The 26,152-nt window shown below is 65.0% G+C and carries 20 protein-coding genes, 1 tRNA gene and 1 pseudogene; 6 read left to right on the top strand and 16 right to left on the bottom strand.

The features are described from left to right. Positions 1–5: 5 nt before the first annotated feature. The 3 genes from dpdJ to dpdD are packed head-to-tail and all read left to right on the top strand — an operon-like array spanning position 6 to position 7,040. Positions 6–4,484, top strand: coding sequence for a protein DpdJ (gene dpdJ, locus ABWI07_RS05945; protein WP_353817862.1), 4,479 nt, complete (start codon positions 6–8; stop codon positions 4,482–4,484). Further along, positions 4,481–5,008, top strand: a complete 528-nt coding sequence (gene dpdK, locus ABWI07_RS05950; RefSeq protein ID WP_353817863.1) for a phospholipase D-like domain-containing protein DpdK — start codon at positions 4,481–4,483, stop codon at positions 5,006–5,008. The genes dpdJ and dpdK overlap by 4 nt, the downstream gene beginning before the upstream one ends. After that, entirely contained in the window at positions 4,998–7,040 is a 2,043-nt protein-coding gene (gene dpdD / locus ABWI07_RS05955; RefSeq protein WP_353817864.1) for a protein DpdD, read from the top strand. The genes dpdK and dpdD overlap by 11 nt, the downstream gene beginning before the upstream one ends. A gap of 176 nt (positions 7,041–7,216) precedes the next feature. Here the strand turns inward: dpdD and dbpB (ABWI07_RS05960) are convergent, their stop codons facing one another. The 13 genes and pseudogenes from dbpB (ABWI07_RS05960) to ABWI07_RS06020 form a co-directional block, all read right to left on the bottom strand. Then, positions 7,217–8,329 carry a DGQHR domain-containing protein DpdB gene (dbpB, locus tag ABWI07_RS05960; protein ID WP_353817865.1) on the bottom strand — a complete coding sequence of 371 codons (1,113 nt, stop codon included), beginning with the start codon at positions 8,327–8,329 and terminating at the stop codon, positions 7,217–7,219. Then, a complete protein-coding gene (dpdA, locus tag ABWI07_RS05965) occupies positions 8,326–9,588 on the bottom strand; it encodes a tRNA-guanine transglycosylase DpdA (RefSeq protein WP_353817866.1) in 1,263 nt (420 codons plus the stop codon). Before dpdA ends, dbpB (ABWI07_RS05960) begins: the two co-directional genes overlap by 4 nt. Continuing rightward, positions 9,585–10,733: a DGQHR domain-containing protein DpdB gene (gene dbpB, locus ABWI07_RS05970; protein ID WP_353817867.1), complete on the bottom strand. Its 1,149-nt coding sequence runs from the start codon at positions 10,731–10,733 to the stop codon at positions 9,585–9,587. The genes dpdA and dbpB (ABWI07_RS05970) overlap by 4 nt, the downstream gene beginning before the upstream one ends. Further along, a complete protein-coding gene (locus ABWI07_RS05975; RefSeq protein WP_353817868.1) occupies positions 10,733–11,713 on the bottom strand; it encodes a hypothetical protein in 981 nt (326 codons plus the stop codon). Before ABWI07_RS05975 ends, dbpB (ABWI07_RS05970) begins: the two co-directional genes overlap by 1 nt. A 3-nt stretch (positions 11,714–11,716) precedes the next feature. Then, complete coding sequence (folE2, locus tag ABWI07_RS05980; RefSeq protein ID WP_353817869.1) at positions 11,717–12,517, bottom strand: GTP cyclohydrolase FolE2; 801 nt, start codon at positions 12,515–12,517, stop codon at positions 11,717–11,719. Further along, positions 12,514–12,870, bottom strand: a complete 357-nt coding sequence (gene queD / locus ABWI07_RS05985; protein ID WP_353817870.1) for a 6-carboxytetrahydropterin synthase QueD — start codon at positions 12,868–12,870, stop codon at positions 12,514–12,516. Before queD ends, folE2 begins: the two co-directional genes overlap by 4 nt. Continuing rightward, positions 12,870–13,508, bottom strand: a complete 639-nt coding sequence (gene queE / locus ABWI07_RS05990) for a 7-carboxy-7-deazaguanine synthase (RefSeq protein ID WP_353817871.1) — start codon at positions 13,506–13,508, stop codon at positions 12,870–12,872. The genes queD and queE overlap by 1 nt, the downstream gene beginning before the upstream one ends. Before the next feature lie 8 nt (positions 13,509–13,516). Next, positions 13,517–14,221: a 7-cyano-7-deazaguanine synthase QueC gene (gene queC, locus ABWI07_RS05995; RefSeq protein WP_240809590.1), complete on the bottom strand. Its 705-nt coding sequence runs from the start codon at positions 14,219–14,221 to the stop codon at positions 13,517–13,519. A gap of 237 nt (positions 14,222–14,458) precedes the next feature. Further along, positions 14,459–14,800 carry a transposase gene (locus ABWI07_RS06000; protein WP_502912788.1) on the bottom strand — a complete coding sequence of 114 codons (342 nt, stop codon included), beginning with the start codon at positions 14,798–14,800 and terminating at the stop codon, positions 14,459–14,461. A gap of 43 nt (positions 14,801–14,843) precedes the next feature. Then, positions 14,844–15,366: pseudogene (locus ABWI07_RS06005) on the bottom strand (transposase). 1,723 nt (positions 15,367–17,089) lie between these two features. Continuing rightward, positions 17,090–17,163, bottom strand: a tRNA-Pro gene (locus ABWI07_RS06010). Between the two features lie 37 nt (positions 17,164–17,200). Next, positions 17,201–17,827: a class I SAM-dependent methyltransferase gene (locus tag ABWI07_RS06015; protein WP_353817872.1), complete on the bottom strand. Its 627-nt coding sequence runs from the start codon at positions 17,825–17,827 to the stop codon at positions 17,201–17,203. After that, positions 17,824–18,747 carry a metallophosphoesterase gene (locus ABWI07_RS06020; protein ID WP_149264339.1) on the bottom strand — a complete coding sequence of 308 codons (924 nt, stop codon included), beginning with the start codon at positions 18,745–18,747 and terminating at the stop codon, positions 17,824–17,826. The genes ABWI07_RS06015 and ABWI07_RS06020 overlap by 4 nt, the downstream gene beginning before the upstream one ends. Before the next feature lie 70 nt (positions 18,748–18,817). Between ABWI07_RS06020 and ABWI07_RS06025 the strand changes: the two genes are divergently transcribed. Beyond that, a complete protein-coding gene (locus ABWI07_RS06025) occupies positions 18,818–19,270 on the top strand; it encodes a GatB/YqeY domain-containing protein (protein ID WP_200842387.1) in 453 nt (150 codons plus the stop codon). 48 nt (positions 19,271–19,318) lie between these two features. On the opposite strand, the gene ABWI07_RS06030 is transcribed toward ABWI07_RS06025, so the two are convergent. Further along, positions 19,319–21,643, bottom strand: a complete 2,325-nt coding sequence (locus tag ABWI07_RS06030) for a penicillin-binding protein (protein WP_149264341.1) — start codon at positions 21,641–21,643, stop codon at positions 19,319–19,321. A gap of 326 nt (positions 21,644–21,969) precedes the next feature. Between ABWI07_RS06030 and ABWI07_RS06035 the strand changes: the two genes are divergently transcribed. Further along, positions 21,970–22,281 carry a WhiB family transcriptional regulator gene (locus ABWI07_RS06035; RefSeq protein ID WP_141579858.1) on the top strand — a complete coding sequence of 104 codons (312 nt, stop codon included), beginning with the start codon at positions 21,970–21,972 and terminating at the stop codon, positions 22,279–22,281. Between the two features lie 266 nt (positions 22,282–22,547). Here the strand turns inward: ABWI07_RS06035 and bagB are convergent, their stop codons facing one another. Both bagB and bagA read right to left on the bottom strand, forming a co-directional pair. Then, positions 22,548–23,705 (bottom strand): ATPase BagB, encoded by a 1,158-nt coding sequence (gene bagB / locus ABWI07_RS06040; RefSeq protein ID WP_149264342.1) that lies wholly within the window; start codon positions 23,703–23,705, stop codon positions 22,548–22,550. Positions 23,706–23,804: 99 nt separating this feature from the next. Then, a complete protein-coding gene (bagA, locus tag ABWI07_RS06045) occupies positions 23,805–24,800 on the bottom strand; it encodes an ATPase BagA (RefSeq protein WP_353817873.1) in 996 nt (331 codons plus the stop codon). 239 nt (positions 24,801–25,039) lie between these two features. Here bagA and ABWI07_RS06050 point away from each other — a divergent pair, with 239 nt between their 5' ends. Further along, a complete protein-coding gene (locus ABWI07_RS06050) occupies positions 25,040–26,146 on the top strand; it encodes a slipin family protein (protein WP_149264344.1) in 1,107 nt (368 codons plus the stop codon). Positions 26,147–26,152 lie beyond the last annotated feature (6 nt).

Genomic DNA, 26,152 nt, shown 5'->3' on the forward strand with positions numbered 1-26,152 from the left:
TACCTGTGGCACCAACAACACCGCAGCGCGCTATTTTGGGTAAGGCACTTAATGCCTTGGAGGAGCGGGAGTTGCCCCTTCTTGAGTGGGGCGTCACCGACGGTGCACTCTCCGAAGAAGAAGTGGCTGACGCTCTGTGGTCGGTACTCGATGACGAGGACGCGGCGTCTTTGTTCTCTGACGCCGACCAGTTGAAGGAGGTACTGCTCAACCAGCAACTTCTCTTCTACGTTCCCTTCGGTGGACCCGGACGATACCGGACGAGGTTCGCCGAGGGGGTTCGTCTGACTGCCTCTCTGCGACAGATCTTCGCCCCTTGGCCTGGGACGGCACTGCAGGCCGACTGGTGGGAGAAAGGCAGGCATCTGGTCGCCGACTACCGTCTGCACGTGTCCGAGCGCCGCTATCCGACGCGTAACATCTCAGCCGCACAGGCGATTGCCGAGATGGAAGCGACACCGGGATGGACTGAGAAGCATTCCACGGTGGCCGGCGTGCTGATCGGTTCATACGCACTCTCACGCTTCCAGGTCGACGCCACCAAGGCAGTCACGAATTCCTTGGCTAACGGGGGTTCGCGTGGCGTTGTGGTCGGTGCCGGTACGGGTAGCGGCAAGACCCTCGCGTTCTACCTTCCGGCTTTTGCTGCAATGGCCAACCACAAAGGCTCGGGGGTACATACTCTCGCGCTGTATCCGCGCATCGAACTGCTGCGCGACCAGTTGCGTGAAGCGATCAAGAACGCCCTTGAACTACGGCGGCGAGGTCTGCCCAGTCCCCGAATCGGGGTGCTTTACGGACGTACACCGTACCGAGGCAGTGATGTAACACATGGAACCTATGAGTGGGCCGCCGCACAGGGAGGGGCCCGTGTCTGTCCCTATCTGACCTGTCCGACAGGGGACGGCGGCGCCATGCTCTGGTCCGACAGCGACAGGGTCCGCAACGTTGAGACGCTGCGGTGCTCCGTGTGTCAGAGGGAGATACCTCGCGACGTCATGGCTCTCACCCGAGAGTCGATCAAGAAGGCTCCGCCCGAGCTGCTTTTCACCACAACGGAGATGCTCAACCGTAACAGTGCTGGGGCGAAGTTGAGCAAGACTCTCGGCTGGACGGGGTACGGCCCCCGCGTCGTCCTGCTTGACGAGGTGCACACATACTCTGATTCCACAGGTGCCCAAACAGCCCTGCTGCTGCGCCGTTGGCGTCACGCACGCCGTGGCCCCGTCGCCTTTGTCGGGCTCAGCGCCACCCTGCGCCGGGCCGACCGCTTCATGGCGGAACTCGTCGGACTACCGGCGGAAAGCGTCACACTCATCGAGCCACACAGCAGGGACATGGAATCGGAGGGCCGCGAGTATCACCTCGCGCTGCGCGGTGATCCTTTGTCGGGCACGAGCCTTCTGTCCACCACAATCCAGACGGCGATGCTCCACGGACGTCTGCTCGACAGAAATCGTCCGCCAGGCACGACGTTGCACGGCACCAAGGGATTCCTCTTTACCGACGACCTGGACGTCACCAACCGCCTGTATGACGACTTGCGAGACGCGGAGGGTGGGCAGTACGGGAAAAGCCGTAGGAAGCAGGGCGCCGCGGTCCTTGCGGCTCTGCGTTCCATAGACCTGCCGGCGGAAGAGGAGCGTTTCCTCGCGGGCCAGTCCTGGAACCTTCCGGAGTTGATCGGGCACAACCTCAGTTCTGATCTGAGTCAGCGTCCTTTGACGATCGGCCGAACCACCTCCCAGGACGCAGGCGTCGACGGGGACGCCAACCTGGTCGTTGCGACGGCCTCTCTCGAAGTTGGTTTTAACGATCCCGACGTCGGGCTGATAGTCCAGCACAAGGCACCTCGCGATCCAGCTTCCTTCCTGCAGCGCCGGGGCCGGGCCGGTCGTGAGAGGGGCACGCGACCGCTCACGATCGTCGCACTGTCCGACTTCGGGCGAGACCGGCTGGCCTACCAGGCCTACGTGTCCCTCTTTGCTCCCGAGGTAACTCCTCGGACCCTGCCCGTGCACAACCGCCACATCATCAAGATCCAAGGTGCTCAAGCCTTCATTGATTGGCTCGGCAGCCGACTGCGTAGCCGACGGCTCTGGGTGAGCGCCCGAACGCTGGCTACAGGGGACACCTGCCCCGACTATGCCGATGAGCAGTTGCCCGACGCCCGCAGCGCGATCATTGGGGACCTGGAGAGACTCCTCGAGGGGGACGAAACTCTCCTTCGTGCACTGGCCGAACATCTACGAGGGGCGCTGCGCCTGAGCCCCGACGAAGTGCAGGCCCTGTTGTGGGAGCAGCCCCGGTCCTTGCTGTTGGCAGTCGCTCCGACCCTCTTGCGGCGCCTTAGTGTCGGCAAATCGCCAATCCATCAGGATCCTGGCACGGACGACCGGCGGGCTTTTCTCCCTGAGTTTGTCACGACTTCCCTCTTTGCTCCGCTGAATCTTCCGGAGGTGAGCTTTGCGCTTCCCTTCGCCACGTCCGACGACGAGGAGACACTCCCCGTCGGCCGGGCGCTGCGTGAAGCTGTGCCTGGCCGTGTCAGCCGCCGCTTCGGGTTTCGGGATGATCGCCACCGTACCTGGCTCGATGTTCCCACCGGGGTCGATGATGCAGTGATCGATTTGAGTAAGATTCTCGACGCGGCGGACCGGCAGGGCCGTTGGCACACCGGCCGCGCCGACGTGAAGACGGTCGAGGTCACTCGCCCGCGCCGCATCAATCTTGCACAACCAGACAAAGCGATTGCGACTTCCTCGCAAGGAAAACCCTTGTGGGCAACCCAATTCATGGACAACCCTGCGGGTGCTCCGGTAGCAGCGGACGTACCCAAGGTGCCTGAGTGGCGTGATCGAGTTTTGTCAGTCGGGTTCGCTACTCACGCTTCAGGCAACCCCATCGAAGTGCGCCGCATGACCTATGGCGCTGTGGCTGAAGTGATCACGGGCAGGCCTGCTAAGCGGCACAAGGTAAAAGTCAGTTACGCCCTCGAAGGAATGAGGGCGGCTATGGGCTTTACCTCATCCGTCGACGCTCTCCGGATTCAGGTCAAGGCCCTGGAGACCTCGGAGCCGGGCGTGGTGGAGCATCTGAACTCTCCCCAGTGGCGTTCGAAGGCCTTTATGAACACCGTCCTGGAGGACCAGCGGATCGCCGATGCAACTAACTCGTTCCAGCGCGGATGGTTGTCCTTGGTTTACCTCTCCGCGTTCGCGCTCGAGGGACTGGAGGGCACCAAGCCCGAGACAATCCACGCGGGACTGTCGCAGGGCGCGTGGCGGGCTAGCATCACGAAGGTTATCCCGCTGCTGTACAGGCAGGATCCCTCTGCCTCGCCAACGGATGCCGGCAGTACTAGCGACCGCGTCATCAGCAATCTGCAGGAACTCAGCAAGAACCCCGATGTCGTAGCCGTACTGGACGACGCTGGCTCATTGCTGTTCGGCGAGAACCTCCAGGACCGCACGGCTGGTCTCGCACGCCGCGCCTACCGGGACACCTTGGCTGCCGCAATCCTTGAGGCGGTGACCCGAGCCTGTCCCGACGCACGCGAACAGGACCTGATGCTCGACGTGGTACCGGGTTCCGGCTCGACGCCAGATCACATCTGGATCAGCGAGACGTCCGAGGGCGGCCTCGGCGTGGTCGAGAAGTTGGCAGAGACCTACGGGCGTGATCCTGCCCGCTTCTGGAGCCTGGTGAGCGCGGCTCTGCGTCCCAACAGTTTCGAGCAGACCGATATGCGGCTCACGAATCTGCTGCGTCATGTGGTGGAGGCCGCACCAAACGGCGAGTTGGCACAGGCGATGAACGAGATGCGGGCTGCGACGTCGGCTCAGGACAGTCGGGATGCACTGCAGCGCATACGTTCCGCCTGGAACGAACTGGACGGTGCGCCGCGGCACGGTGATGTCGCCTCCCTAGCGATGCGCTTGCTTCGCCGCGGCTCCGACAGCCTGACCGATGCGACGGCCCTTGCCCTGGTGCAGGCATGGGATCAGTTGGAAGAAACAACCGGGATCGAGGTCGACTCCCGGGTCATCGCCTACGCCGTGGGCGCGTCCAAGATCCAATTGCCTCGCAAGATCAGCCCGGACCAGGCCTTCAGCATCCTCTGGCCTCGGGGGGACCAGGCACGGAACTACCATCTGGACTCCTACCAGCCATACCGTGCGGTAGACAGTCCGCAGATCTTGGATCGGCTTCTGGCAGCTGCCGTGCACACGAAGGCATGGCCGCGCCTGGATGCCACATCGTCGGATTGGCAAACCAGGTATGCCCAGGCACTGTCGTCGCATCCTGCAGTCGAAGTGGTCGTTCCCCTCGACCAACCTGATCTGCTGCGCCATGTGCTGCTGAACATCCCCGCCATGCGTGTGGACCGCGGAAATCTCACGTTGTACGGCGAGGTGACCCAGGTGTACAGAGACCGTCGTGATGTCGTCGTGAAGGCCATTATCAGGGAGGCCGAGCAGTGACTGTCCCGGCCCGTACACTCCGCACCAATGCGCGCAGCGCCCTGCGTGCGGACTCGCTAATTCGGACGGCACTGCTAGCCCAACTGTCGGCGCCCGGCGGTGAAGTCTGGCTGGTATCTGCATGGGTTAGTGATGTGGACCTGCTTGACAACGCTGACGGCGCCTTCGACTACCTCCTGGGCGAAGACCCTCCACTGGAGTGCCGACTGTCCGAGTTGCTGCTAATGCTGGCGAACAGTGGCACCGCTGTTCGCGTGGTGACGCAGGACACTCCTGCGAACGCACCCTTCCTCGAACGCCTCGCCTTGGGCCGTGAGGAGAGTACCGACCTGGAGGTGTTTCTGGATCAGGTAATTCACGAAAAGAGCCTGGTGGGCCCGGGGTGGATGTTCGAGGGTTCCATGAACTTCACGCGCAACGGCCTTGCTCGAAACAAAGAAAAGATCACCTATTGGTTGGATGAATCAGCTGCGGCGCAGGCAATAGTGGACTATCGGCATGAATGGATGACACGTGGCGTCTGAGGAAGAAGTAGCGGAACAGGCGAGCGGCACTCAGGAGTTCGTGGACTACTTTCTTCACCCGGACCGGAACGACGTTGGTAATTACCCAGATACCATCATGCTGTTTCGGAATGCGGCCGTTCATTACCGTAAGTCGCCGATGGTGCTGCCCTGGTTGAATAATAAGACTCAGCGCATGGCCTACTATGTGATTCCTCGCCGACGCGAACACCTGAACTCTGTGCGCGACCTTCTCGTTGCGTTTGTCGGCCCCTCGTTTGCGAAGTACGGCTACGACACGCCAGCCGCGCTCGACAGGCCGCACGAGACTGCGATCCTTGAGCGCTATGGGGCAGGAAGCACCTTCGTCGTCCAGGCGACCACCGACATCGCTGAGAGGAAGCGCCTGCGGACTGCTCTGGAACGCATGGTGAAGATGGTGGAGCGGAGTCCCGCGCGGTCGTGGTCCCCACCCAAGCCTTTGGGGCGTCTTCTGGCGGATTTCGAGGCAGCTCTCCTCAGTGGTGCACCACAGACCGCCAAGGCTCTTCTTCAGCAGATCGACCGCCAGGGCGGCCTCTCGCCGACCAATGTCAAACATCTGGAGATCAGACTTCTAACTGCCCAGGGAAGAGCAAACGAAGTCTTGGCACTGCGCGGGCTGCGCGAAGTGCTGCTTCAGGACCCGCCGGTTCCGGTGAAGGATATGGTGCTGTCGGCTCTCTACACTGCGTACGTTGAACCCGCGCTTGCTGAAGGTGACCTGTTTCGTGCCGTAGACGCGCTGCAGGCGCCCGACAGTCAATTCTCGTTGCTGGCAGACGGAGACCTACTGGCTCTCAGCGAGCAGGCCGTCACGGTGTTGCTCGTCGGCATGCACGGACGAGGCGATGGGGCAGAACTATCCCGAAGCATCGCGCTGCTCGACGCCGAGGGCCGCGGGGATACCATCCCTGAGACGCTGGCCTCGTATCGCCACCAGTCGGTGCATGCAGACACCGTGACAGCGGAGTTGGCTGACCTCGAGTCGGTAGTCACGACGGAGCCCGAGCCCGAAGAGACGCCGGGCAAGCTACCGCTCAACACATGGGCAGACATAGTCAAGGCGGTCGCTCAGGGCGACAAGACTGCCTTCGAACTTTGTCGCGGAATGGACGTCCGCCGAAGCGACATCTCGATCCAGTTGGAGGCAGTGTCTGACACGGAAATGGCAGACGTCTTCGCCGACCTCACCGATCCCGAGTACGAAGCCGTGTGGCAGTATGCACTCGGGCCGTTTCTGCAGGAAATCACCCGCTCAGAGACCTTCTATCCGCAGGCGCTGACCACAGTAATGCGAAGCATTGTGAATCAGCGCTGCGACCCTGCGAACCTCGCCGTCCTCGACCTGCTTCTGGAGCTGTTTCTCCGTACCGCCCCGAACACTCAGGAGTATACCGAGTTCCTGGAACAAATGAGCATCGGATTCGACCAATGGGTGGCACCGGAGACTGCCGGACAAGCCCTCGACTTTGTCGACCGACTGGCGGCCTTCGCTTCCCCTGCGCCAGAGGTCCGTACTCAGACGGCACAGATGCTGCTAGCTCCTCTGCGCGCCCATGCGCGGCGCCTCGATGAAGCATACCTCTGCACTGCCCATTCCCTCAGTGATGAACTCGGCCTGAGCTTGGAATGGCCAGAGCGGACCTCATCGGAGAGCGCCGACGACAAGCCCATTGTAGGAGCGGCGCAGATCCTCATTTATGGCCTGGACGAAGGTGTACTTCAGCGCGTCCAGAAGCGCATTGTCCAACGGTTCCCCCAGGTCGAGGTGGTGCTCTCGGCGGAGAAGGTCGCGTCTCGGCGCCTCAAAGAGGCGGCACGCAATTCAGACTTCAGTGTAATGATTACTCAGTGCGCCGCACATGCGGCGACCCACTGTATTGGACAGTATGCCAAGAAAGTCGTGTATCCCCGGGGTGCAGGATCTGCATCCGTAACTCACGCAGCCATCAGCGCTCTGGACGACTTGGCAATCCGGCAGCAGAACCTTTCGTCACGGCGACGGCGCTAAGGCCCAGCACAGCTCCGGTGAATCCGAAATCGCGCCCATTCAAGGATTGTGTTTTAAGTCCTAGGAAACCCTGCGAATACTCTTCTGCTACTCTCGCTGCTCCAGCAACCTTGCCGAAAACTTCTGCCCCCTGCCATTTCGCGAAACCGCCGCGCGTTGAAGCACTCAATAAAGGATCAGAAGAGCGGGTCCTGGTCGACGATGACGAGGAGGCCTTTGGTCAGCCACTTCACGTCGTTGGGAGTGTTCTGCAGGCCGTTCCACTTGCGTTCATCGTCCCTGCCGAAGTGCCAGCTTCCTTCGGTCCAGGCCGCTACGACCTTGATGTTCCTCAGCTTCTCAAGGATGTGGTGGCGGTCGAGCTCTTCGGCCGGCTCGTCCTCGGTGAGCTTGTCCATCACGTAACCCATGGCCTGGATGCCGACGCCGTGAGTTAGCCGCGACGTGCGGGGCGGCTTGCTCCAAGCGTCCGGGAAGACGTCCCTGACCAGGCCCCAGAACGTGTTGAGGTGGAGCAGCATGCGTTCGACGTCTCCGCCGCCTTGCTCGTCGCGGTACTGGTAGAGCGCCCCCTCGTACATGCTGTTCTCGATCATCTTCAGGACGCTGTTGTCCTTGATGTAGCCGTCCGGCGAGGTGGGGGTCGCGATCGCCTTGTAGAACGGGCCGGCGCCGGTCCCGTTGAGGCGGGTCATGAGCACCGCCGGCAACTGGCGGCGGGCGTATGCCGGCGGCAGGTGGCCTCTGGTGTTGGGGAGCAGTTCGTGGATCAGGCCCTTGGGCAGCGGCTTGGTGTTGTTGACCAGGATGAACTGGGCTCGCTGCTCAGCCTCGTTGTCGGCGATGAAGCCTACGGCCGCGACGGGAAACGTGTCGATCTCTGCTTCCCTGATGGCAGCACTGCGCTGCTGGCCGTCCACCAGCCAAGCGGGTTTCTGGTCCTCGGGAAGGTTCTCGTCCACAGGTATGACGAGTTCTCCGGGCACCGAGTAGCCCTCCCCTGTCTCAGGGGTTGTCCCGGCCTCGAACTTCACCCTGCTGTCGAATGCCAGCACGATCGCGTTCGGCAACATCGCCGAGGGTGACTCAAGATAGCGCTTGATCGCTTTGATGTGGTTGGCAACCTCCGGACGCTGGTAGCCGTGGAGCTCCTCCTCGTCATCACGTCGGATTCGAGACACAGCCGCAAACTCATGCAGGCGCTTGCCGTCAACCGCGAAGCAGTAGATGCGGCGATCCCCCTGCCGGACCTCCAGCGCCGGAAGACGAAGCGTGTGCTGGTCGGTCATTGGTTCTCCTGACTAGGCGCACGGCCGATGTGCTGAATCTTAGCGGCGAAGACCGCAAGGTTGTGGAAGCCGCGGCTCTTGTTCCGTTCCGTGCCTCGGAATACGGCTATCTCAATGCCAAGCTTGCTGCACAGTCCACAGTTGCATGTCTTCCATGGTTTCTCTTGAAGGAGGATCTCATACTTGGGGATACGAGACTTCTTGGCGCCCTTCTTAGGATCCAGCTTGTCGCCTTCAACCAGTTGCTCATACTCGCGGAGGACGTTCAGTACCTTCTCCAGGGAGGCCGTAGTGTCACCCTCGTCGTAGGCTCGCAGTAGGCGAAGTGTCTCGCGCTCGAGGCGCTTGGCTTCGGCTTGAGACACCTCGCCAGCTAGCACTTTTCGCTTCAAGGACGGGTTTCCATCCACCTGAGGCACCCGGATCGCCATGTAAGCGCCATCAGCGGTGTGGTAGTTGTTCTTGTCGTCCATGAACGACTGGCGAAACGGCGATGTGCTGTCGAAGCTGGTGACCCCGAGAGTGGCGAACTTTTCGATGGTACCGACCCGAGTGATCCCCAGCAGATGCAACTCTGCGTTCTGTCGCACCTTGTCTATCTCGTAGAGGCAGTCCAAGATGTCCTCGGTCCGCAAGGGCACCATTCCCCCGAGCGCTATACGCCGGTAGCCCATCTCTTCGAGTTGGTGGACGCTGTCAGCGTAACTGGCGGGACTCCATCCCTGGGCAGCGCCCACCGGGACGATGGGATGCTTTCGCTTCTCCACCTCATCGAGAAAATCGCGCGCGTACTTAAGCGTGATCCTGCGGCGTTCAGCCCACTTCGATGCGACGGTGGATTCTGTGGCGTTCCGGTCGTAGTGAAAGATCACGTGGTCAACGCTAACGCCTTCATCAAATCCGCAGCGTTCATAGAAATCCACCACATCGGGCACGCTGTACGGCGGTTCGATTTCGTCAATATAGTTGAAGGCGCCACAATCGCCCAGCGTGGTGACGCCATCCGGGAGCCTGAAGTATTTCTGTACGCCCAGCCTGTGAAGCCGTTCTCGCTGCGGCATCGTGTACTTCCCGGATCCCCTCACCGAGCCGTCCACGATAGCTTTGCTGACCAGGATCCCGTGGTAAGGGCGCTTTGCTAGAACCTCATGCGCGTAGCGGTCGTCGCGCTGCCGTACACGGTACGGAGAGTATTCTTCATTGCGGAAGTCGAAGGTCGGGCTGACCTGGTCTTGGCTATCTGGGAAGAAAAACTTCAAAGGAGTTCCCTGCGTGCGCTCTGGTACAGACGGATCAGGTAGTTGGAGAGCTCTTGGACATGCTTCCCCACATTCTCAATCTCGTTCCAGCGATGCCCAAGACCCTCCCAGGTCCCAGTGGTCCAGTGACAGTGCGGCGCGATGAGTTCGAGGTGTTGGCGAATCTGCTCGTATGCATCATCACGCTGAGGGTCAATAGTACCGAGGATGCGATCCATGAGGCGCCCCATTGCCTTGATTCCAGCACCATGCATCAACCGGCTTTTTTCCGGTGGTTTGCCCCATGCTTCAGGGAAAGTGTCCCGGACTGCCGTCCAGTAGATGATCAAAGCCTGAATGATTCCGTCGTAATCCGTTTCGCCGCGGCCGATGTCGCGATATGGAAACAGACAGCCGGAAGAGGAGGTGAGGCTTTCTTGGATCATGTCGACGACGCCAGTGTCGGTAACTACCGCACCTGGCTGGCGACTCCCGGCACTGGAGGCTCGTTTGATCATCCCTTGAAAAGGAGATTTTTTGTCGGTGTTCAGCACATCGCATAGGCTCGATGGAGCCTTGCGTACCGCCAGGCGAGCCGGTAGGGGGCTGTCCACCTCGGGTAGCAATTCGGTGACCAAGCCGCGAGGAAGTGGGCGCGTATTATTGATGCGCACAAACTGATCGCGCTGCAAACTCACTGTATCGGCGACAAATGCCGTGACTGGGACCGGCAAGTCTCTGCGTTTAGCTCGCGCCAAGGCCAACGCGCGTTGCTGTCCATCGACGATCCAGGCGGGCTTCGGCTTGCCCTCCCTCGGCAGGGGAAGGAACAACCGGCCAGTGTCGGAGGCGCCATCATCTGGGAGCCGGTTGCCGCCGCGGGTGGCTTTGAAACGGACGTCAGGCGAGAGCGCCATGATGATCGGGTTAGGGAAGATCGGCAACGGGCTGTCCAGATACTCGACGATCTCCTGGATGTGCTTGCGTACCTGGGGGCGCTGATAGCCGATCAGCTTGCCTGCCTCATCGCGGCTCACGCGGGAGATGTCGGCGAACTCTAGGACCTGCTCGGCCTTCAACATGAAGATGTAGAGCGGGTAGTCCTTGACCTGGATGATCCGAAGTGCTCGCACCTCGATGGACGGCTCGCTTCTGGGCATGGACATCAGGACCAGTCCTTGAGCGCGTCTTCCTGCATGATCTTCTGAAACAGCCCCTTGAAGCGGGCCTGTTCGCAAGAGCGCCCAGAACTGCGTAGCCGGCGCAGCAGCTTGGTCGCAGAGACGGGTCCTGCTTCCTCTGCCATGGCTGCGCGAATGAAGGCGAACACCTCATCGTCGCTAAGCCTGGCACCCGGAGCCCGGGAGATTGCTGGGGGAGCCGACTCCCTCAGCTCCTTCATAAGGGCGGCAAGCGTCGGCCGCGTGAACGGCTTTTGCTGCTTTCTGGCCATCTCCAACACATGGCGGGCGGCCCGTGCATGCAAGGAGAGCAGGCTCCCGCCCACTGCAGGCTGGACCGCCGCAGAGACAGGGACGATGAAGTTCTCCAGGCCCGGGTACCGGTGGCCAGGCCCGATGATGACAAAGTTGTCCGGATCGACTAGCTTCTCGGCCGCCCGCTGAAGATCGGGAGCGCACGGCCTCAGATAGGCGTCCGACATGACGGCAATGACGGCAGCGTCCGGGCTGCTGGCGGCGAGGTCGGTGAACGTCCGAGGAGCACCGGGGGCGGGGCCGGGCCACTCGGCCAAGGCCCCCCACCACCTGCGGGCATCGTCGGTTGTGGAGGCGACAGAGTCCTTCTGTCCGAAGGCGAAGGTGGCCGCATAGGCGGCGATGGACGCGTCCTCCGGCATCAGCCCGTATCCGGCGGAGCAAACCCACATCGAAGCAGAGGGGCCAACCACTGCTCCAAGTTGTTTCGCCACCTGCCAATACTCGCCGGCGTACAAGTCGGCTGCGCGGGTGGTCGCTGCTCCGGCCGCGAGGCGGCTGATCCAGTCGTGACAACGCGCTTGTGTGTCGTGGTTCTGGGGAAGTTCGCGTGCCCGGAGAGTGGAGGAAAGCGAGCCTCGCTTGCGGTTAGCGCAGGTGACGACCAGGTGGACAGACTGTTCGCCTGGAGTGCTCGTGTTGTCGCCCATCGCCTATGCTTCGCCGGCCCGGCGGGTCCAGGACACCGCTGCGTAGGCGGCATGGTTGTGGATGCTCTCGTCGTTGAGTGCCCGAATCCGGTACGCGGCGATGGTGTCCAGCGTCCTCAGAACCTGGGCCACGTTGCGGACCATGTCCTCGACGAAGACAGGATGGTCATAGGCCGCCATGGTCACATGGCGCTCGTCCGGCCGCTTGAGGACGGCGTAGACGGGCGAGGACGCGGCCTTCTCCGCGATGTCGATCAGGTCGTCAAACCAGAGCCCGCCTTGTGGATCGGTCGGCTCAACCACGATCGTGATGTGGCCACGCTGGTTGTGAGCGCCCCGATCACTGATGGCCTTGCTGCATGGGCAGACACTGGTCACAGGTACCGTGACGGCCATCGTGACCCGGCTTTCCGCGGGGGCGCTGAAGGCGGCCAGTGAGCACGCATAGTCAACAAAGCCGCGCGCCCCGGTCACCGGGGCAGACCGCTCAAGGAAGTAGGGGAAGTCAAGGCTGACACGCGCTGTGGGACTGGACATACGTTGCCGCAGGTCCTCGGCGAGGGTGCCGATGCTGCCGAGGCTGAGTTGCTCACGAGCCTCGTGCAGCACCTCAATGAAGCGGCTAAGGTGCGCTCCTTTGACTTCTGGGCCGAGGCTGACCGACATGGCGGCGGTGCCGACGGTCTCACGCTTGGCGCCCTGGCCGTCGGCGACCAGGACGGGATAACGAAGCCCTTCTACGCCGACCTCGTCAAGTGGGACACCACGCGTGTCCGGCGTGGCCTGAACGTCCTGCAGAATCACTCTTCCCCCCGGTAGACACAGCCGGAAGTGCAGGTCTCACGCACTATGACGGCCGAGAGCGGCAACTTGTCGACCAGCCCGTCCCAGATCCACTTAGCAAGCACCTCACTGGTCGGGTTCTCCAGCCCTGGCACCTCGTTAAGGTAGTAGTGGTCGAGTCGTGCGACCAGTGGCTTGACGGCGGCCTTGATCTCCGCGAAGTCCATCAGCCACCCCATGGCCGGGTCGACTTCGCCGCTTACGTGCACCTCGAAGCGGTAGCTGTGGCCATGCAGTCGAGCGCACTTGTGGCCGTCGGGCACGTTCGGCAGCCGGTGGGCAGCCTCGAACGTGAACTCGCGGAAGATCTCCATCAACGTATTCCCAGGGTCTTGTGGGTCTGGACGCTCAACTGCCACTGCGGATTGGCGAGGCAGTAGTCGATCGCCGCCTGTGTGTTGACGACGAGGTCAGGACCGTCCATCGGCTGCAGGAGCAGCCGGTCGAAAGCAAGGTGTTCAAAGCGTTCGGGCTCGGCCCCGACCTGGGGATAGACCAGCTTCAGATCATTTCCCGAGGTCAGTACGATCTCAGTGCCGGCTTTGGGGCTGACACAGATCCAGTCGAGACCCTCCGGGGCGGGGCGTGTTCCGTTGGTCTCGATTGCGACCTCGAACCCTTCGGTGTGCAGGGCGTCCACAGCCTCGCGGTCCAACTGCAGGAGTGGTTCGCCGCCTGTGCAGACCACATAAGGGCGACTGCGCGGGTGTGCGCGTCCCTGCCAGGTCTTGGCGACGGCCGCTGCGAGGTCGGCGGCTGTCTGGAACCGGCCGCCGCCTGGGCCGTCGGTTCCGACGAAGTCAGTGTCACAGAACTGGCATATTGCCCGATGGCGGTCCTTCTCGCGGCCGGTCCACAGATTGCAGCTGGTAAATCGGCAGAACACGGAAGGACGCCCCGCGTGGCTCCCTTCGCCCTGAAGCGTGTAGAAGATCTCTTTGACTCGGTACATAGGGCCCGTCAAGCCTTTGCTGACGTGAAGGAGGGGTCCGCAAGGCCGAGTTCGGCGAAGCCCCGACTGCGAAGCAGGCACGAGTCGCACGTCTCGCAGGCGCGGCCGTCGACGGGGTCGTAGCAGCTGTGCGTCCAGCCATAGTCCACACCGAGGGACAGACCTCGCTCGATGGTCTGAGCTTTGGTCAGATCGATCAGCGGGGTGTGGATCTTGAGCTTCTGAGTGCCTTCGACGCCGGCCTTGGTGGCGAGGTTCGCCATGCGTTCGTACGCCTCGATGTACTCCGGTCGGCAGTCGGGGTAGCCGCTGTAGTCCATGGCGTTGACACCGATGAACACATCCGATGAGCCCAGGGTCTCGGCCCAGGCGAGCGCGAACGACAGGAAGACGGTGTTACGCGCAGGCACGTAGGTGATCGGGATCTCCTCGCCCAACTCGTCCGCATTGGCGTGGTGAGGGACATCCAGGGATTCATCAGTGAGTGCCGAGCCACCGAAGACGGCAAGATTGATGTCAGCGATCACGTGGTCGGTCGCGCCCAGCTCGCGAGCCACCTTCTTCGCTGCGTCGAGCTCCTCGGTGTGCCGCTGTCCATACCGGAAGCTGAGGGCGTATGTCTCGTATCCCTCATCCCGGGCGATCGCCAGCACGGTGGTCGAATCGAGGCCACCACTCAGCAGGACCACTGCCCTGCGCTTGTCCGTGCTCACCTGTCGCTCCCCCATCCTGCGCACTGCGCGGAAACTGCAGCCTCATAGCCAACCGGTCGAGTGTAGTTACGTGCGCGGGACGCCCGCAATTCGTCATGCGTTAGAGGTCTCACATGCCGCTCACGTACGAGGCCCTGCGGGTGACCGCCGCAGGGAGGCCGGAAGGTAGCGACGCGGCGACTCACTGAAACTGCAATGCAGCTGTAGGCGGTCCGAGAGCACTTAAGGGCGACGGTGCTAGACCATGTCCGGCGGAGCAATCTCCGCGCGAGCCAGTTCCTGCAGGTTAGCGGTGAGGTCTCGCCGGTCGATGTGGGGGCCTGGTGGGGTGCTGCCGACGACGCGCAGGCGGACCCTAGCCAGGCGCTCGAGGCCCATGTAGCGGCGGGCCTTGGTCCACTCGTCTGTCTGCTCCATCTGCACGGCGCCGACGAGGCGGAGGATCGCGGCCCGGTCGGGGAAGATCCCGACCACGTCGTTTGCCGCAGGATCTCCTTGTTGAGGCGCTTCCGGGGGGCTGTTGGACCAGATCTGCCGCCACAGGTGGCGGGAGAAACCGGGGAAGGTCGGGCAGGTCATCGCGGGCAGCGAGCAGGTGTTCGGCGGCGGTTGGGGTGCCGCCTCAGTGAGGTGATAGCGCGGGCGTGCTGGGCGTGGACTTCTTCAGCGGCGGGCTGATCGAAAATGGTACGCAGCAGCGTGGCCACCCACGGCTGCGCCGATTTGAGGATGGGGGTGAGTGGTTGCGTAGGTAGTGGGTGCGGCCCGGTTGCCAGCCCGCCCCGGCCAGGGGTAATCCGACCGCGTTGACCAGGCCGGCGTGGGCGTCGGAGAGCATCAGTTGGACGCCGGTGAGGCCGCGGGCGACCAGCCTGCGCAGACAGACCAACCACCCGGCTCCGTCTTCGGCCGAGAACCTCGAGACCGAGGATCTCGCAGTGCCCGTCAGTGTTGACACCGGTGGCCACCAGCGTGTGAACGCTGACGATCCGGCCGCCTTTCCGCACCTTCTGGGGCTGTGCGTCCACCCCCACGAACGCAAAGGGCCGCCCTCCAGCGGCCGGTTGCGGAACTCGGCCACCTGGGCCTTCAGGCACCTTGGACATCTTCGAGACTTGAGTTTTGAAGATCCCCTTGATCCCCATCTGCTCCAGCAGCTTGTCCACCCGCCGCAAGTTGGCGCCCAGCAGTCATAAGGTCGCCCACCACCGCCGCCCGCTGGGCCCGCCGCTACCGCGATCAGGGACCGCTCCAGGTGCTCGCACTACAGCCCCCGCCGCCCAGCCCGGCGCACCGAACGCCGCATCAACGGCCCGCGCGTCTTGGGCCGGACGGGCCCAGCCCGGATCCGCCTCCTGGCTGGGCCTGTGCCCCTCTACCGTCCACCACGTCTTGCACCAGTACGGCTGCCCGCTCCAACACACCTGGACCGGGCAACAGGCCATGCCATCCGTCACCACCTTCCGCCGCTAAGAACACGATGCGGCCCCGGCGACCTGATTCACGTCGACATCAAGAAACTGGGCAAGATCCCGGGCGGACGAGACAGCCAGCGCACCGACACCGGCGCCCACCGCAGCGGCGGCAAACGCGTGCTGGTCTACTGCTACCTGCACACCGCCATCGACGACCACTCCCGCCTGACCTACCCCGAAACCCTGCCCGACAAGACATGGAATCGGCCGGGGCGGTACTGGCAGCGCGCACTCAGGCGTTACCGTTCTCAGTTATTGTTCGATTCTCCGGTACGTCTACCGGATTCTCGGAATATGGATTCGATCTCCAGTGCGTTAGTGAGACTTGGCGGCCTGTCCATTGCATGTTTTATACGCGCGAATGGACTATCCCTATCGACTAGATAGACGTTTTGATCGAAACGTGGACTGTTTATCTCCTCTGGAATGAGATCGAAGCCGACTTGGCTCAGTGCCTCTCTGATGCTCGAGACTAGGCGCCGCGTTACCTTCCTTTGAGAAATCCCCTTGTCTCTGGCGTATGCGAGTCCCACCTCTCCCAACTGGAACGCCTTGAATCCGAATTCGGACTCTCGCGTCATTCGTGTTAGATCATTTAGCACGACGATTACTCTCCGTAATTTTGGCCTCGGCGGGGGGCGCATTGGTCATGCTCTCACATCTCAAGGGCGAAGTGAGAGGGCGAGGGAGGGGTGCCTGAAATTATGGACGGAAGGAAGATGAATTTCGGTCATCGGAGAAGAAAAGTTCTCGTCAAGTCGAATCCAGACATGATGGGTATCAAAATGGACTCGGGGTCGGGCACGTTGGGTTGACGATTGAGGAATGCGACTGGTAGGGTCAAGTCATTACTAAAATCGCCATTCTCGTGCTTCAAATTTGATGGCAATAGGACTTCTGTCCGTAAAGTGGCACGGAAAACTGTCCATAAAAACTTGAAGTAGAGTTGCCCGCAGCACTCTGAAGTTTTACTTAAGCCTGCTTGGGTGCTGACGGTGTGCTCTGGCCGTCGCGTGGCACCGCGGCTGGCCGCGATGGCCCGCGTCGCTTCGTGATGGCCCACGGCGTCCTTGGGGGAACCTGCACGCTGCTAAGTGCAGGCCTCGTCGGGGCCGAAGGTAGGAGAGCGCAGCAACGGTTGCGTCTGCCCAAGGCCCACAGCGAGGACGCCCGCGTGGCATGGCAGTGGAGGGGCGTCTGGGTGAGTGGGGGCAGACGGCGGGCGGATGGGCTGGGGATCTGAACCTGCGGCGGGTGGAGGTGGTCCGGTTGGTGCTGGTCCGGGGCGGACGGTGTCCGTGGGGGGCGGTGGAGTTCGCGGACGAATGACGGACAAAAGATCTTGAGGCCGGTCTCCTGTGTGGAGAACCGGCCTCTGACCTGGCGTTTTCTGTCGGGGTGGCGGGATTTGAACCCACGACCTCTTCGTCCCGAACGAAGCGCGCTGCCAAGCTGCGCTACACCCCGGTGGCGGCTGCCCGGGAGTTGTACGTCCTCCCGGCGCCTAGTCCACCTTAGCGGATGCTGGGGAGTGGTGCGTCCCTGATTTTCGGGCTGTGAAGGCGGTCACGGCGCCGTAGGTGGTGAGGGTGATGTCGGTTAGGGCGGTGGTCTCCAGCCAGGTGTGGAGGTCTGCCTTGGTGCCTGGGTTGCCGAAGACGCCCTGGTGTTGGAGGAGCTTGATCAGGGGGTCTCGGCCGGCGGCTTTTACGAGGGTGGTGCCTTGGAGGGTGCCGCCTGGGCGTAGGACGCGGGTCAGTTCGTGTAGGGCCGCGCGTGGGTCTTCTAGGCAGTGGAGGCCGTTGTAGGTGAGGCAGGCGTCGAAGGTGGAGGTGGGGAAGGGGAGGTTGTAGATGTCCGCCTGGACGAGGGTTGTCGTCTTGCGGCGGGCCCTCTTGAGCATTGTGGGGGAGATGTCGGCGGCTACGTGGCGGGGGTTTGAGCGTATGGCCAGGCCGCCGCCGCAGGGGATGTCCAGGGTCAGGGCTGAGGGGTACTGGGATGTGATCAGGGTGTGCAGGTGGGCTATGTCGTAGTTCCAGAGGGCGCGGGCTCCCAGGCGGGAGAGGGCGCGGTTCTGGACGGCGTAGTCGTACAGGGAGGCCAGGAGCGGGGCGGTCTTCCAGTTCACCGTCGGGGGACGAGGGTGAGCAGGGAGGCCTCGGGCGGGCAGCAGAAGCGCATGGGGGCCTTCGGGGACGTGCCCAGGCCGGCGGAGACGTGGAGCCAGGAGCCGCGGTGCTTGTGGAGGCCCTTCACGCGGGGGCGGTCGATGCCGCAGTTGGTGGCGAGGGCGCCGTAGAAGGGGACGCAGACCTGGCCGCCGTGGGTGTGGCCGGCGAGGAGGAGGTCGTAGCCGTCGGCGGTGAAGCGGTCGAGGTTGCGCGGTTCCGGGGAGTGCATGACGCCGAGGTGGACGTCGGCCTGGGGGTCGACGGGGCCGGCGATCTTGTCGTAGCGGTCCCGGTTGATGTGGGAGTCGTCGATGCCGCCGAACTCGACGTCAAGTTCGCCCACCTTGAGGCGGCCGATGCGGTTGTTGAGGTCGAGCCAGCCGGCCGCCTGGAGGGAGGAGCCCAGCTCGCGGTAGGGGAGGTCGGGCTCGCGGCGGCGGCGTTCGTAGTCGGTCTTGCTCGTGCGCCAGATGTAGCGCAGGGGGTTCTTCAGGACCGGGGAGTACAGGTCGTTGGAGCCGTAGACGAAGACGCCGGGGCGGTCGAGGAGGGGGCCGAGGGCGTCCAGGAAGGGGCCGATCGCGTCGCGGTGGGAGAGGGTGTCGCCGGTGTTGACGACGAGGTCGGGCTCCAGGGCGTCCAGCGAGCGGACCCAGTGGATCAGGCGGGAGCGGCCGGGGGTGAGGTGCGCGTCGGAGATGTGCAGGATCTTCACCGAGGGGCGGCCAGGGGGCAGCACGGGCACGTCGAAGCGGCGCAGGCGGAACCAGTTCCGCTCGATCAACGAGGCGTACCCGAAGGTCGCGGCGCCCGCGCCCAGCACTCCCAGCGGCACGGCGTGGATCTTTCGCACGGCTCTCCCTTCTCCGGGTCCCATGCTTTCAGACATGGGCGCCGCTCGGTAATCCTGATGAGCCGGAAGCTCGCGGACGGGCATGATGTGGGGCATGACCTTGAAGGAGAAGCTGGAGTCCGATCTGGCGTCCGCGATGAAGGCGCGCGACGAGTTGCGCACGCGCACGCTGCGCATGGCGCTCACGGCGGTGAAGAACGAGGAGGTCGCCGGCAAGCAGTCGCGCACGCTTTCCGACGACGACGTCGTGAAGGTGCTCACGCGGGAGGCGAAGAAGCGCCGGGAGGCCGCGACGGCGTTCGGCGATGCCGGGCGCGAGGAGCAGGCGCAGGCGGAGCGGGACGAGGGCGGGGTGCTGGAGGGGTACCTGCCCGCGCAGCTGACCGACGAGGAGCTGACCGCGCTGGTGGCGGACGCGATCGCCGAGACGGGCGCGTCGGGGCCCCGCGCGATGGGGCAGGTCATGAAGTCGGTGAATCCGAAGGTGGCCGGGCGTGCCGAGGGCGGGCGCGTCGCGGCGGAGGTGAAGCGGCAGCTCGCGCAGTAGCGGAGCGGAACGAGAAAGGGCCCGGCATGGCGCCGGGCCCTTTTCGCGTCAGTGGCCCGAGGGGGGCCGCGCGTTGTTGGGGCGTCTCTGGGCCCCGTCCTTCTTCTTTCCGTTGCTCACGTAGAGGATGACGGTCGTGCCGGGCGGGACGGAGCTGCCCGCGTCCGGCGAGGTGGACACGACCGTGCCCTTCGGCTGGTCGGAGTCGACGGAACCGGACGCGACCTGGACCTTCAGGTCGGCGCCCTGGAGCCTCGCGGTGGCGGCGCCGACCGTGAGGCCCTTCACCTGCGGGACGGTGGCGCTGTCGCCGAAGTCGCGGGACGGGGTCTGGAAGCCGGGTGCGGGCTCGCCGGCCAGGGCGTTCTGCATGGACTGCTGCCACATGCCGCCGGGGATGTCGGCGCCGTAGACGCCGTAGACCTTGTACTGCCAGGGGCCGCGGAAGTCCCAGTAGGCGGTGGCGGCGGCGAGGTTCGGGGTGAACCCGGCGAACACGGCGCAGGTGAACTCTTCACAGGTGCCGGTCTTGCCGGCGGCGGGACGTCCGATGCCGCGTCCGGCCGCGGTGCCCTTGGTGAGGACGCCCTGCAGGATCGAGTTCACCTTGTCGGCGACGTCCTGGTCGAGGGCCTGGTGGCAGTCCTGCTTGGGCAGCTTGAGCTTCTTGCCCTGGGGGTCGACGACCTCGGTGACCGAGATGGGCGCGCAGTACTTGCCGCGGGCCGCGAAGCCGGCGTAGGCGGCGGCGAGGTGCACCATGTCGATGTCGTTGACTCCGAGGACCTGGGCCGCGATCGGCTGCAGGGGGTCGCCGCTGGCCTGCTTCATCCCGAACTTCTCGGCCATCTTCACGGCGTTGCAGACGCCGACGCGCTTCTCCAGGACGGCGTAGAAGGTGTTGACCGAGTGCCAGGTGCCGGTCTTCAGGTCGAAGTTGCCCTTCTCGCTGTCGCCCGCGTTCGACAGCGTCCAGGAACCGCCGCCGACCATGGCGTTCTTGACCCTCTTGCCGTCGAACAACCCGGTGTAGCGGCACGGCTGGAACCCGCTGACCGTGGTGGTCTGCGGCGAGTTGATCGTCGTGCTGACCGGGATGCCCTGGTCGATGGCGGCGGCGAGCGTGAAGATCTTGAACGTCGAGCCCGCCGAGACGCCGCTTCCGCCGCCGTGCGCCCCGTCGGCCGGGAGGTTGAGGGTCGTCCTGCCCTTGCCGGCGCCGAACCGCTTGCTCAGCCCGATGGCCCGGACCTTGCCGGTGCCGGGCTCGACCATCGCCTCGGCGCCGACGCGGTTGCCGCCGGGGGCGACGGTGCCGCGCAGGGCCTTGTCGACGGCGTGCTGGTCCTGCATGTCGAGGGTGGTGCGGATGGTGTAGCCGCCGCTGTTCAGCTTCTTGACGACGTTCTGCTGCTGCTTCGGCTTGAGCTGCCGGTACTTGCCGTCCGACAGGATGTTGAGCATGTCGTACTTCACGTACTCGCAGAAGTACGGCGCCTTGCTGGTCTCGCAGCCGCCCACCGGGTCGGTGCGGTTCAGCTGGATCGGCTTGGCGGCCTCCGCGTCGGCCTGCGCCTTGCTGATGTGGCCGAGCTGGGCCATCCGGTAGAGGACGACGTCGCGCCGCTTGCGCGCGTCGTTGGGGTTGCGGATGGGGTCGTAGGCCGTGGGGTTCTGGGTGATGCCCGCGAGCAGCGCGGCCTGGCCGAGGTCCAGCTTGGACGCGGGGATGCTGAAGTACCGCTTGGCCGCGGCCTGGACCCCGTACGCGCCGGCGCTGAAGTAGGCGACGTTCATGTAGCCCTCAAGGATCTGGTCCTTGGTGAGGCGCTGCTCGATGTCGAGCGCGTAGCGGAGCTCGCGCAGCTTGCGTCCGACCGTGGGAGCCGTGACCTCGCGGTACTCCTCCTCGGTCTTGGCGCTGTCGACCAGGAGGTTCTTGACGTACTGCTGGGTGAGGGTGGAGCCGCCCTGCGTCTGCTCGGACTCGACGTTGGTCGCCAGCGCGCGGATGGTGCCCTTGAGGTCGAGCGCGCCGTGCTCGTAGAAGCGCGAGTCCTCGATGTCGATCATCGCCTGCCGCATGATGGGGGCGACCTGGTCGAGCCGGACGGATTCGCGGTACTTGTCGAAGAACGTGGCGATCTGCTTGCCATGCGCGTCGTACATCACCGTCTTCTCGGACGGTGGTGTCGTCTTGAGCTGGCTGTCCATGTCCTCGAAGTTGTTGGCCGCGTCACGGGCCGTCAGCCCGGCGCTGCCGACGGCGGGCAGCGCGATGAGCGCGACGATGAGGCCTGCCACCACCCCGGCTCCGAGCAGCCTGAACAGCGTGGACGCGGCCTGGGCCCGATCGTTATTCGCTACGCGCACGGGGTCTAGGGTACGCGGGACGAGCAGTGCATTCGGGACAGGTCCCCCAGGCTTCGTGCTTTCCGGGCCGACTGATCAGGATCCCCGCCCGTTATGCCCCCATCGTGACAACCGGCGCCGTCCCCGGCGCGTCAACTACAGGTAACTAGTCCGTTCCGGCGGTATGGCCCCGGTGGGCTATATCGAGAATGGGCCCAACGGGGGCTGTTGAAACGTCCCTCGCTTCCGTAAGTTCTTCCCCACGGCTTTCGTTTGGCGGCCTGACGTCCGCGCCCGTCCGGCCAAGGAGCGCAAATCGACACAGACCCTAGGGGAGTGGGGCCAAGATGTGGATCACGGATTGGACCGCCCGCGCCGCCTGCCGTAACGCGGATCCGGACGCTCTGTTCGTGCAGGGTGCGGCGCAGAACCGAGCCAAGCTCATCTGCCGCGGCTGCCCGGTGCGCACGGAGTGCCTCGCCGACGCTCTGGACAACCGGATCGAGTTCGGTGTGTGGGGCGGTATGACGGAGCGGGAGCGCCGTGCTCTGCTTCGGCGGCGGCCGGATGTGCGCTCGTGGCGCGACCTGCTGGAGACCGCGAAGGAAGAGTACGAGCGGTCGGCGGAGGTCGACGAGGAAGAGCTCGTCGCCAGCTGAGTTCGACGGGCCGCACGGCCCGTCCATGCAGCGGTTCAAGGACCGGCACGGTCCAATAAAGCGTGGCCGACAGGCCCGTACCACCTTTCCGGTACGGGCCAGTCGCCGCGCGCATGGCCGTTTCCGCTGATCAGAGCGCGGGGGCGGCCGAACGGCCGAGGCCGGTCGCATGCGTACAGTTCCCGTGGTGCTGAATCGGGAGAGTGCGCTTCTCCTGGCGCGTGGACCGTCCGGACAGGGCTTGCCGTCGTTGGCCCGGGCGGGGCTCAGGCGGCGGTGGGGGACGCGGTGGGGGCGGCCAGGTCCTCGCCCACCTGGCGCAGGCCTTCGAGGTCGTGGACGTCCTCCGCCTGCGCCGGAACGGCCGTGACCGGCACGGTCGGGTGCGTCGACGCGAAGTGGTCGCGCAGGCGCTCCTCGCGGGCGGCGAGCTGCATGCGGTCGGTGTGCAGGCGCAGCAGGGCCGCGGTCAGCGTGTGCTCGCCGCGCTCCTCCAGCGTCTCGGCGGCGGCCTGGCTGCGGGCCGCCGACAGCGTGTCGGCGGCCGACTCGTGGACGCGGTTGACCACGAGGCCGGCGAGCGGCATCCGCTCCTCGGCGAGGCGCTCGACGAAGTAGGACGCCTCGCGCAGGGCGTCGGGCTCCGGCGCGGCGACGACGAGGAACGCGGTGCCGGGGGTCTGGAGCAGCTTGAACGTCTTCTCGGCGCGCTCCCGGAACCCGCCGAACATGGTGTCGAACGCGGCGACGAACGTCTGCACGTCGCGCAGCAGCTGGACGCCGAGGACCTTGTTGATGACGCCGGTGAACATGCCGAACCCGGCGCTGATCACCTTGACGCCGAAGCGGCCGCCGGTCTTGGCCGGCGCGGCGAGGATCTTCATGAACCGGCCGTCGAGGAAGCGGCCCATCCGCTCGGGGGCGTCCAGGAAGTCCAGCGCGTTCCGGGACGGCGGGGTGTCGACGATGATCAGGTCCCAGGCGCCGGAGCGGTGCAGCTGCCCGAGCTTCTCCATCGCCATGTACTCCTGCGTCCCCGACAGGCTGGACGACAGCGACTGGTAGAAGGGGTTGGCGAGGATCTGCTTGGCCCGGTCCGGGTCGGCGTGCGCCTCGACGATCTCGTCGAAGGTCCGCTTCATGTCGAGCATCATGGCGTGCAGCTCGCCGTCGCCGTCGATGTCGATCCGGCGCGGGCTGTTGTCCAGTTCCGACAGGCCCATGGACTGGGCGAGCCGGCGCGCCGGGTCCACGGTGAGGACGACCACGTCCCGGCCTCGCTCGGCGGCCCGGACGCCGAGCGCCGCGGCCGTGGTGGTCTTGCCGACCCCGCCCGACCCGCAGCACACGATGATCTTCGTGCGCGGGTCGTCGAGCAGCCCGTCGACGTCGAGGACCGGAGGGGTCTTGCTGGTCTGGCTCATCGGTTCACCTCTGCCGGTCGGTCCCGCCCTCGCGGGCGGTCAGGCTTACCCAGGAGACGCCGCGGCGGGGCCCGTGGGCGGCGGCGGGGACGGGCGCGTTCATGCGGCACCTTGGCTGCGGAGGGCGGCGGCCAGGTCGTAGAGGCCGGCCAGGTCCATGCCGTCGGAGAGCAGGGGGAGGGTGTAGCGGGGCCGGTCGACCGAGTCCAGGCGCTCCTTCTCGCGGCGCTGGAGGGCGGTGCGGCGGGCGTGGTCGGCGGCCTCCTCGGCGAGGAGGGCGGCGATCGCCTCGGCGTCGTGCTCCAGGCCGGCGGCCTTGACGCCGCGGACGATGTCGCCCGGATCCAGGGCTCCGGCGGCGGCCGCGGCGAGGTCGTCCTCGGCGAGGACGGGCTGGTGCTCCATGTTGACGATCACGCCGCCGACCGGGAGCCCGACCGCGGTGAGGTCGCGGATGCCGTCCATCGTCTCCTGGACGGGCATCTCCTCCAGGAGCGTGACGAAGTGCACGGCGGTCTCGGGGCTGCGCACGACCTTCATCACGGTGTCGGCGTGGTTGCGGACGGGGCCGACCTTGGCGAGGCCGGAGACCTCGTCGTTGACGTTCAGGAACTTCGTGATGCGGCCGGTGGGCGGGGCGTCCATCACGACGGCGTCGTAGACGAACGAGCCGTCCTTCTTCTTGCGGCGCACCGACTCGGACGTCTTGCCGGTGAGGATGACGTCGCGCAGGCCGGGGGCGATGGTGGTGACGAAGTCGACGATGCCGAGCTTGGTCATCGCCTTCCCGGCGCGCTTGAGGTTGTAGAACATCTCGAGGTACTCGATGAGCGCCTCTTCGGTGTCGATGGCGAGCGCGTAGACGTCCCCGCCGTCCGGGGCGACGGCGACGCGGCGCTCCTCGTAGGGAAGCGGCGGGCAGTCGAACAGCTGGGCGATGCCCTGGCGCCCCTCGACCTCGACGAGCAGGACCTTGCGGCCGCCGGCCGCCAGGGCAAGGGCGAGGGCGGCGGCGACGGTCGTCTTGCCCGTCCCGCCCTTGCCGGTGACCACATGGAGGCGTACGCCGTCCCAGTCGGTGTCTCTCGCGCTCACCCGATCGACCATATCGCTCACTCGTCGAACACTTGAGGGGGCGGTCGCCCTCATGCAAGTGATCCCTGACACGGTTCCGCCGCCCGGACGTTGTCATTCGGCCTGCCCGCGCGGTTAGCTGGAAAACGTGAACCGTGCTGTGGACGGTTCCGTCTGAACCCTGACGGGTCCAGACGCCCGCCGGAGCTCCGGGGGCGGTTCCCCGGGGCCCGGGCTCCCATGGGAAAAGAGGTGCCGTGATGGAAGCGGTGGCCCTGGTCGTCCTGCTCGTCGTCATCGTCGTCGGCCTGATCCTCCTGTCGTCGTCGATCCGGATCGTCCAGCAGTACGAGCACGGGATCGTGTTCCGGTTCGGGCAGGTCCAGCGGAACGGGCAGCTGCGCCCCGGCGCGGTGCGCACGCCCGGCCTGACCGTGATCGTGCCGATCGTCGAGCGCATGCAGAAGGTCAGCCGGCAGACGATCACGATGGGGGTGCCCGGCCAGGACGGCATCACCCAGGACAACGTGAGCGTCCGCGTCGACGCGGTCGTCTACTTCCGGGTGATCGACCCGGTGAAGGCGATCGTGAACGTGCACAACTACGGGTACGCGGTCTCGCAGGTGGCGCAGACGTCCCTGCGGTCGGTGATCGGGCAGGCCGACATGCAGGAGCTGCTCGGCGAGCGCGAGAAGATCAACATGCGGCTGCGGGCGATCATCGACGAGATCACCGAGGGCCCGTGGGGCATCCTGATCGAGCGGGTCGAGATCAAGGACGTCTCGCTGCCGGAGGGCATGAAGCGGTCGATGGCCCGGCAGGCGGAGGCGGAGCGGGAGCGCCGGGCCCGCATCATCACCGCGGACGGCGAGTTCCAGGCGTCCAAGCGCCTCGCCGCCGCCGCGGAGATCATGTCGCAGGACCCGGCGGCCCTCCAGCTGCGCCTGCTGCAGACGGTCGTGGAGGTCTCCGCCGAGAAGAACAGCACGCTGGTCATGCCGCTGCCGGTGGAGATCCTGCGGTTCTTCGAGCGCGCCGCGGGCGGCCCGGGCCGCTCCGAGGACGGCGGCGAGGGCAAGCCCGACCTCGGCGAGCGGCTCGCGCGGGCCGAGGAGGAGCTGGCCAAGGCGGCGGAGCAGCCGTCGACGCTGGAGTCGGCCGAGGACGTCCCGCCGGTCATCGGGCTGGACGAGCCCAAGCGCGGCGAGTCCGCGGTGTCCGCGCCGCAGGAGGAGCAGCGGCGCGGCATCGGCGGCGGCACGCCCGGCACCCCCGAAACCCCTGGCATGCCCGAGGTCCGGGAAGGCCGCGGCCCGTCCGAGACCCCGGAAGGCCACGGCGGGGAGGGCCCGCAGCCTCCCCGCTGACCCGCC

The organism is Actinomadura sp. NPDC000600 (assembly GCF_040492135.1).
Lineage (GTDB): Bacteria > Actinomycetota > Actinomycetes > Streptosporangiales > Streptosporangiaceae > Spirillospora.

Bases quoted from the DNA above. Each gene is read 5' to 3' on its own strand.
- dbpB (WP_353817865.1), bottom strand. From the start codon at position 8,329: ATGACCGACCAGCACACGCTTCGTCTTCCGGCGCTGGAGGTCCGGCAG.
- dbpB (WP_353817867.1), bottom strand. From the start codon at position 10,733: ATGTCCATGCCCAGAAGCGAGCCGTCCATCGAGGTGCGAGCACTTCGG.
- ABWI07_RS05975 (WP_353817868.1), bottom strand. From the start codon at position 11,713: ATGGGCGACAACACGAGCACTCCAGGCGAACAGTCTGTCCACCTGGTC.
- queD (WP_353817870.1), bottom strand. From the start codon at position 12,870: ATGGAGATCTTCCGCGAGTTCACGTTCGAGGCTGCCCACCGGCTGCCG.
- queE (WP_353817871.1), bottom strand. From the start codon at position 13,508: ATGTACCGAGTCAAAGAGATCTTCTACACGCTTCAGGGCGAAGGGAGC.
- ABWI07_RS06000 (WP_502912788.1), bottom strand. From the start codon at position 14,800: ATGACCTGCCCGACCTTCCCCGGTTTCTCCCGCCACCTGTGGCGGCAG.
- ABWI07_RS06020 (WP_149264339.1), bottom strand. From the start codon at position 18,747: ATGGGACCCGGAGAAGGGAGAGCCGTGCGAAAGATCCACGCCGTGCCG.
- ABWI07_RS06025 (WP_200842387.1), top strand. From the start codon at position 18,818: ATGACCTTGAAGGAGAAGCTGGAGTCCGATCTGGCGTCCGCGATGAAG.
- ABWI07_RS06035 (WP_141579858.1), top strand. From the start codon at position 21,970: ATGTGGATCACGGATTGGACCGCCCGCGCCGCCTGCCGTAACGCGGAT.
- bagB (WP_149264342.1), bottom strand. From the start codon at position 23,705: ATGAGCCAGACCAGCAAGACCCCTCCGGTCCTCGACGTCGACGGGCTG.
- ABWI07_RS06050 (WP_149264344.1), top strand. From the start codon at position 25,040: ATGGAAGCGGTGGCCCTGGTCGTCCTGCTCGTCGTCATCGTCGTCGGC.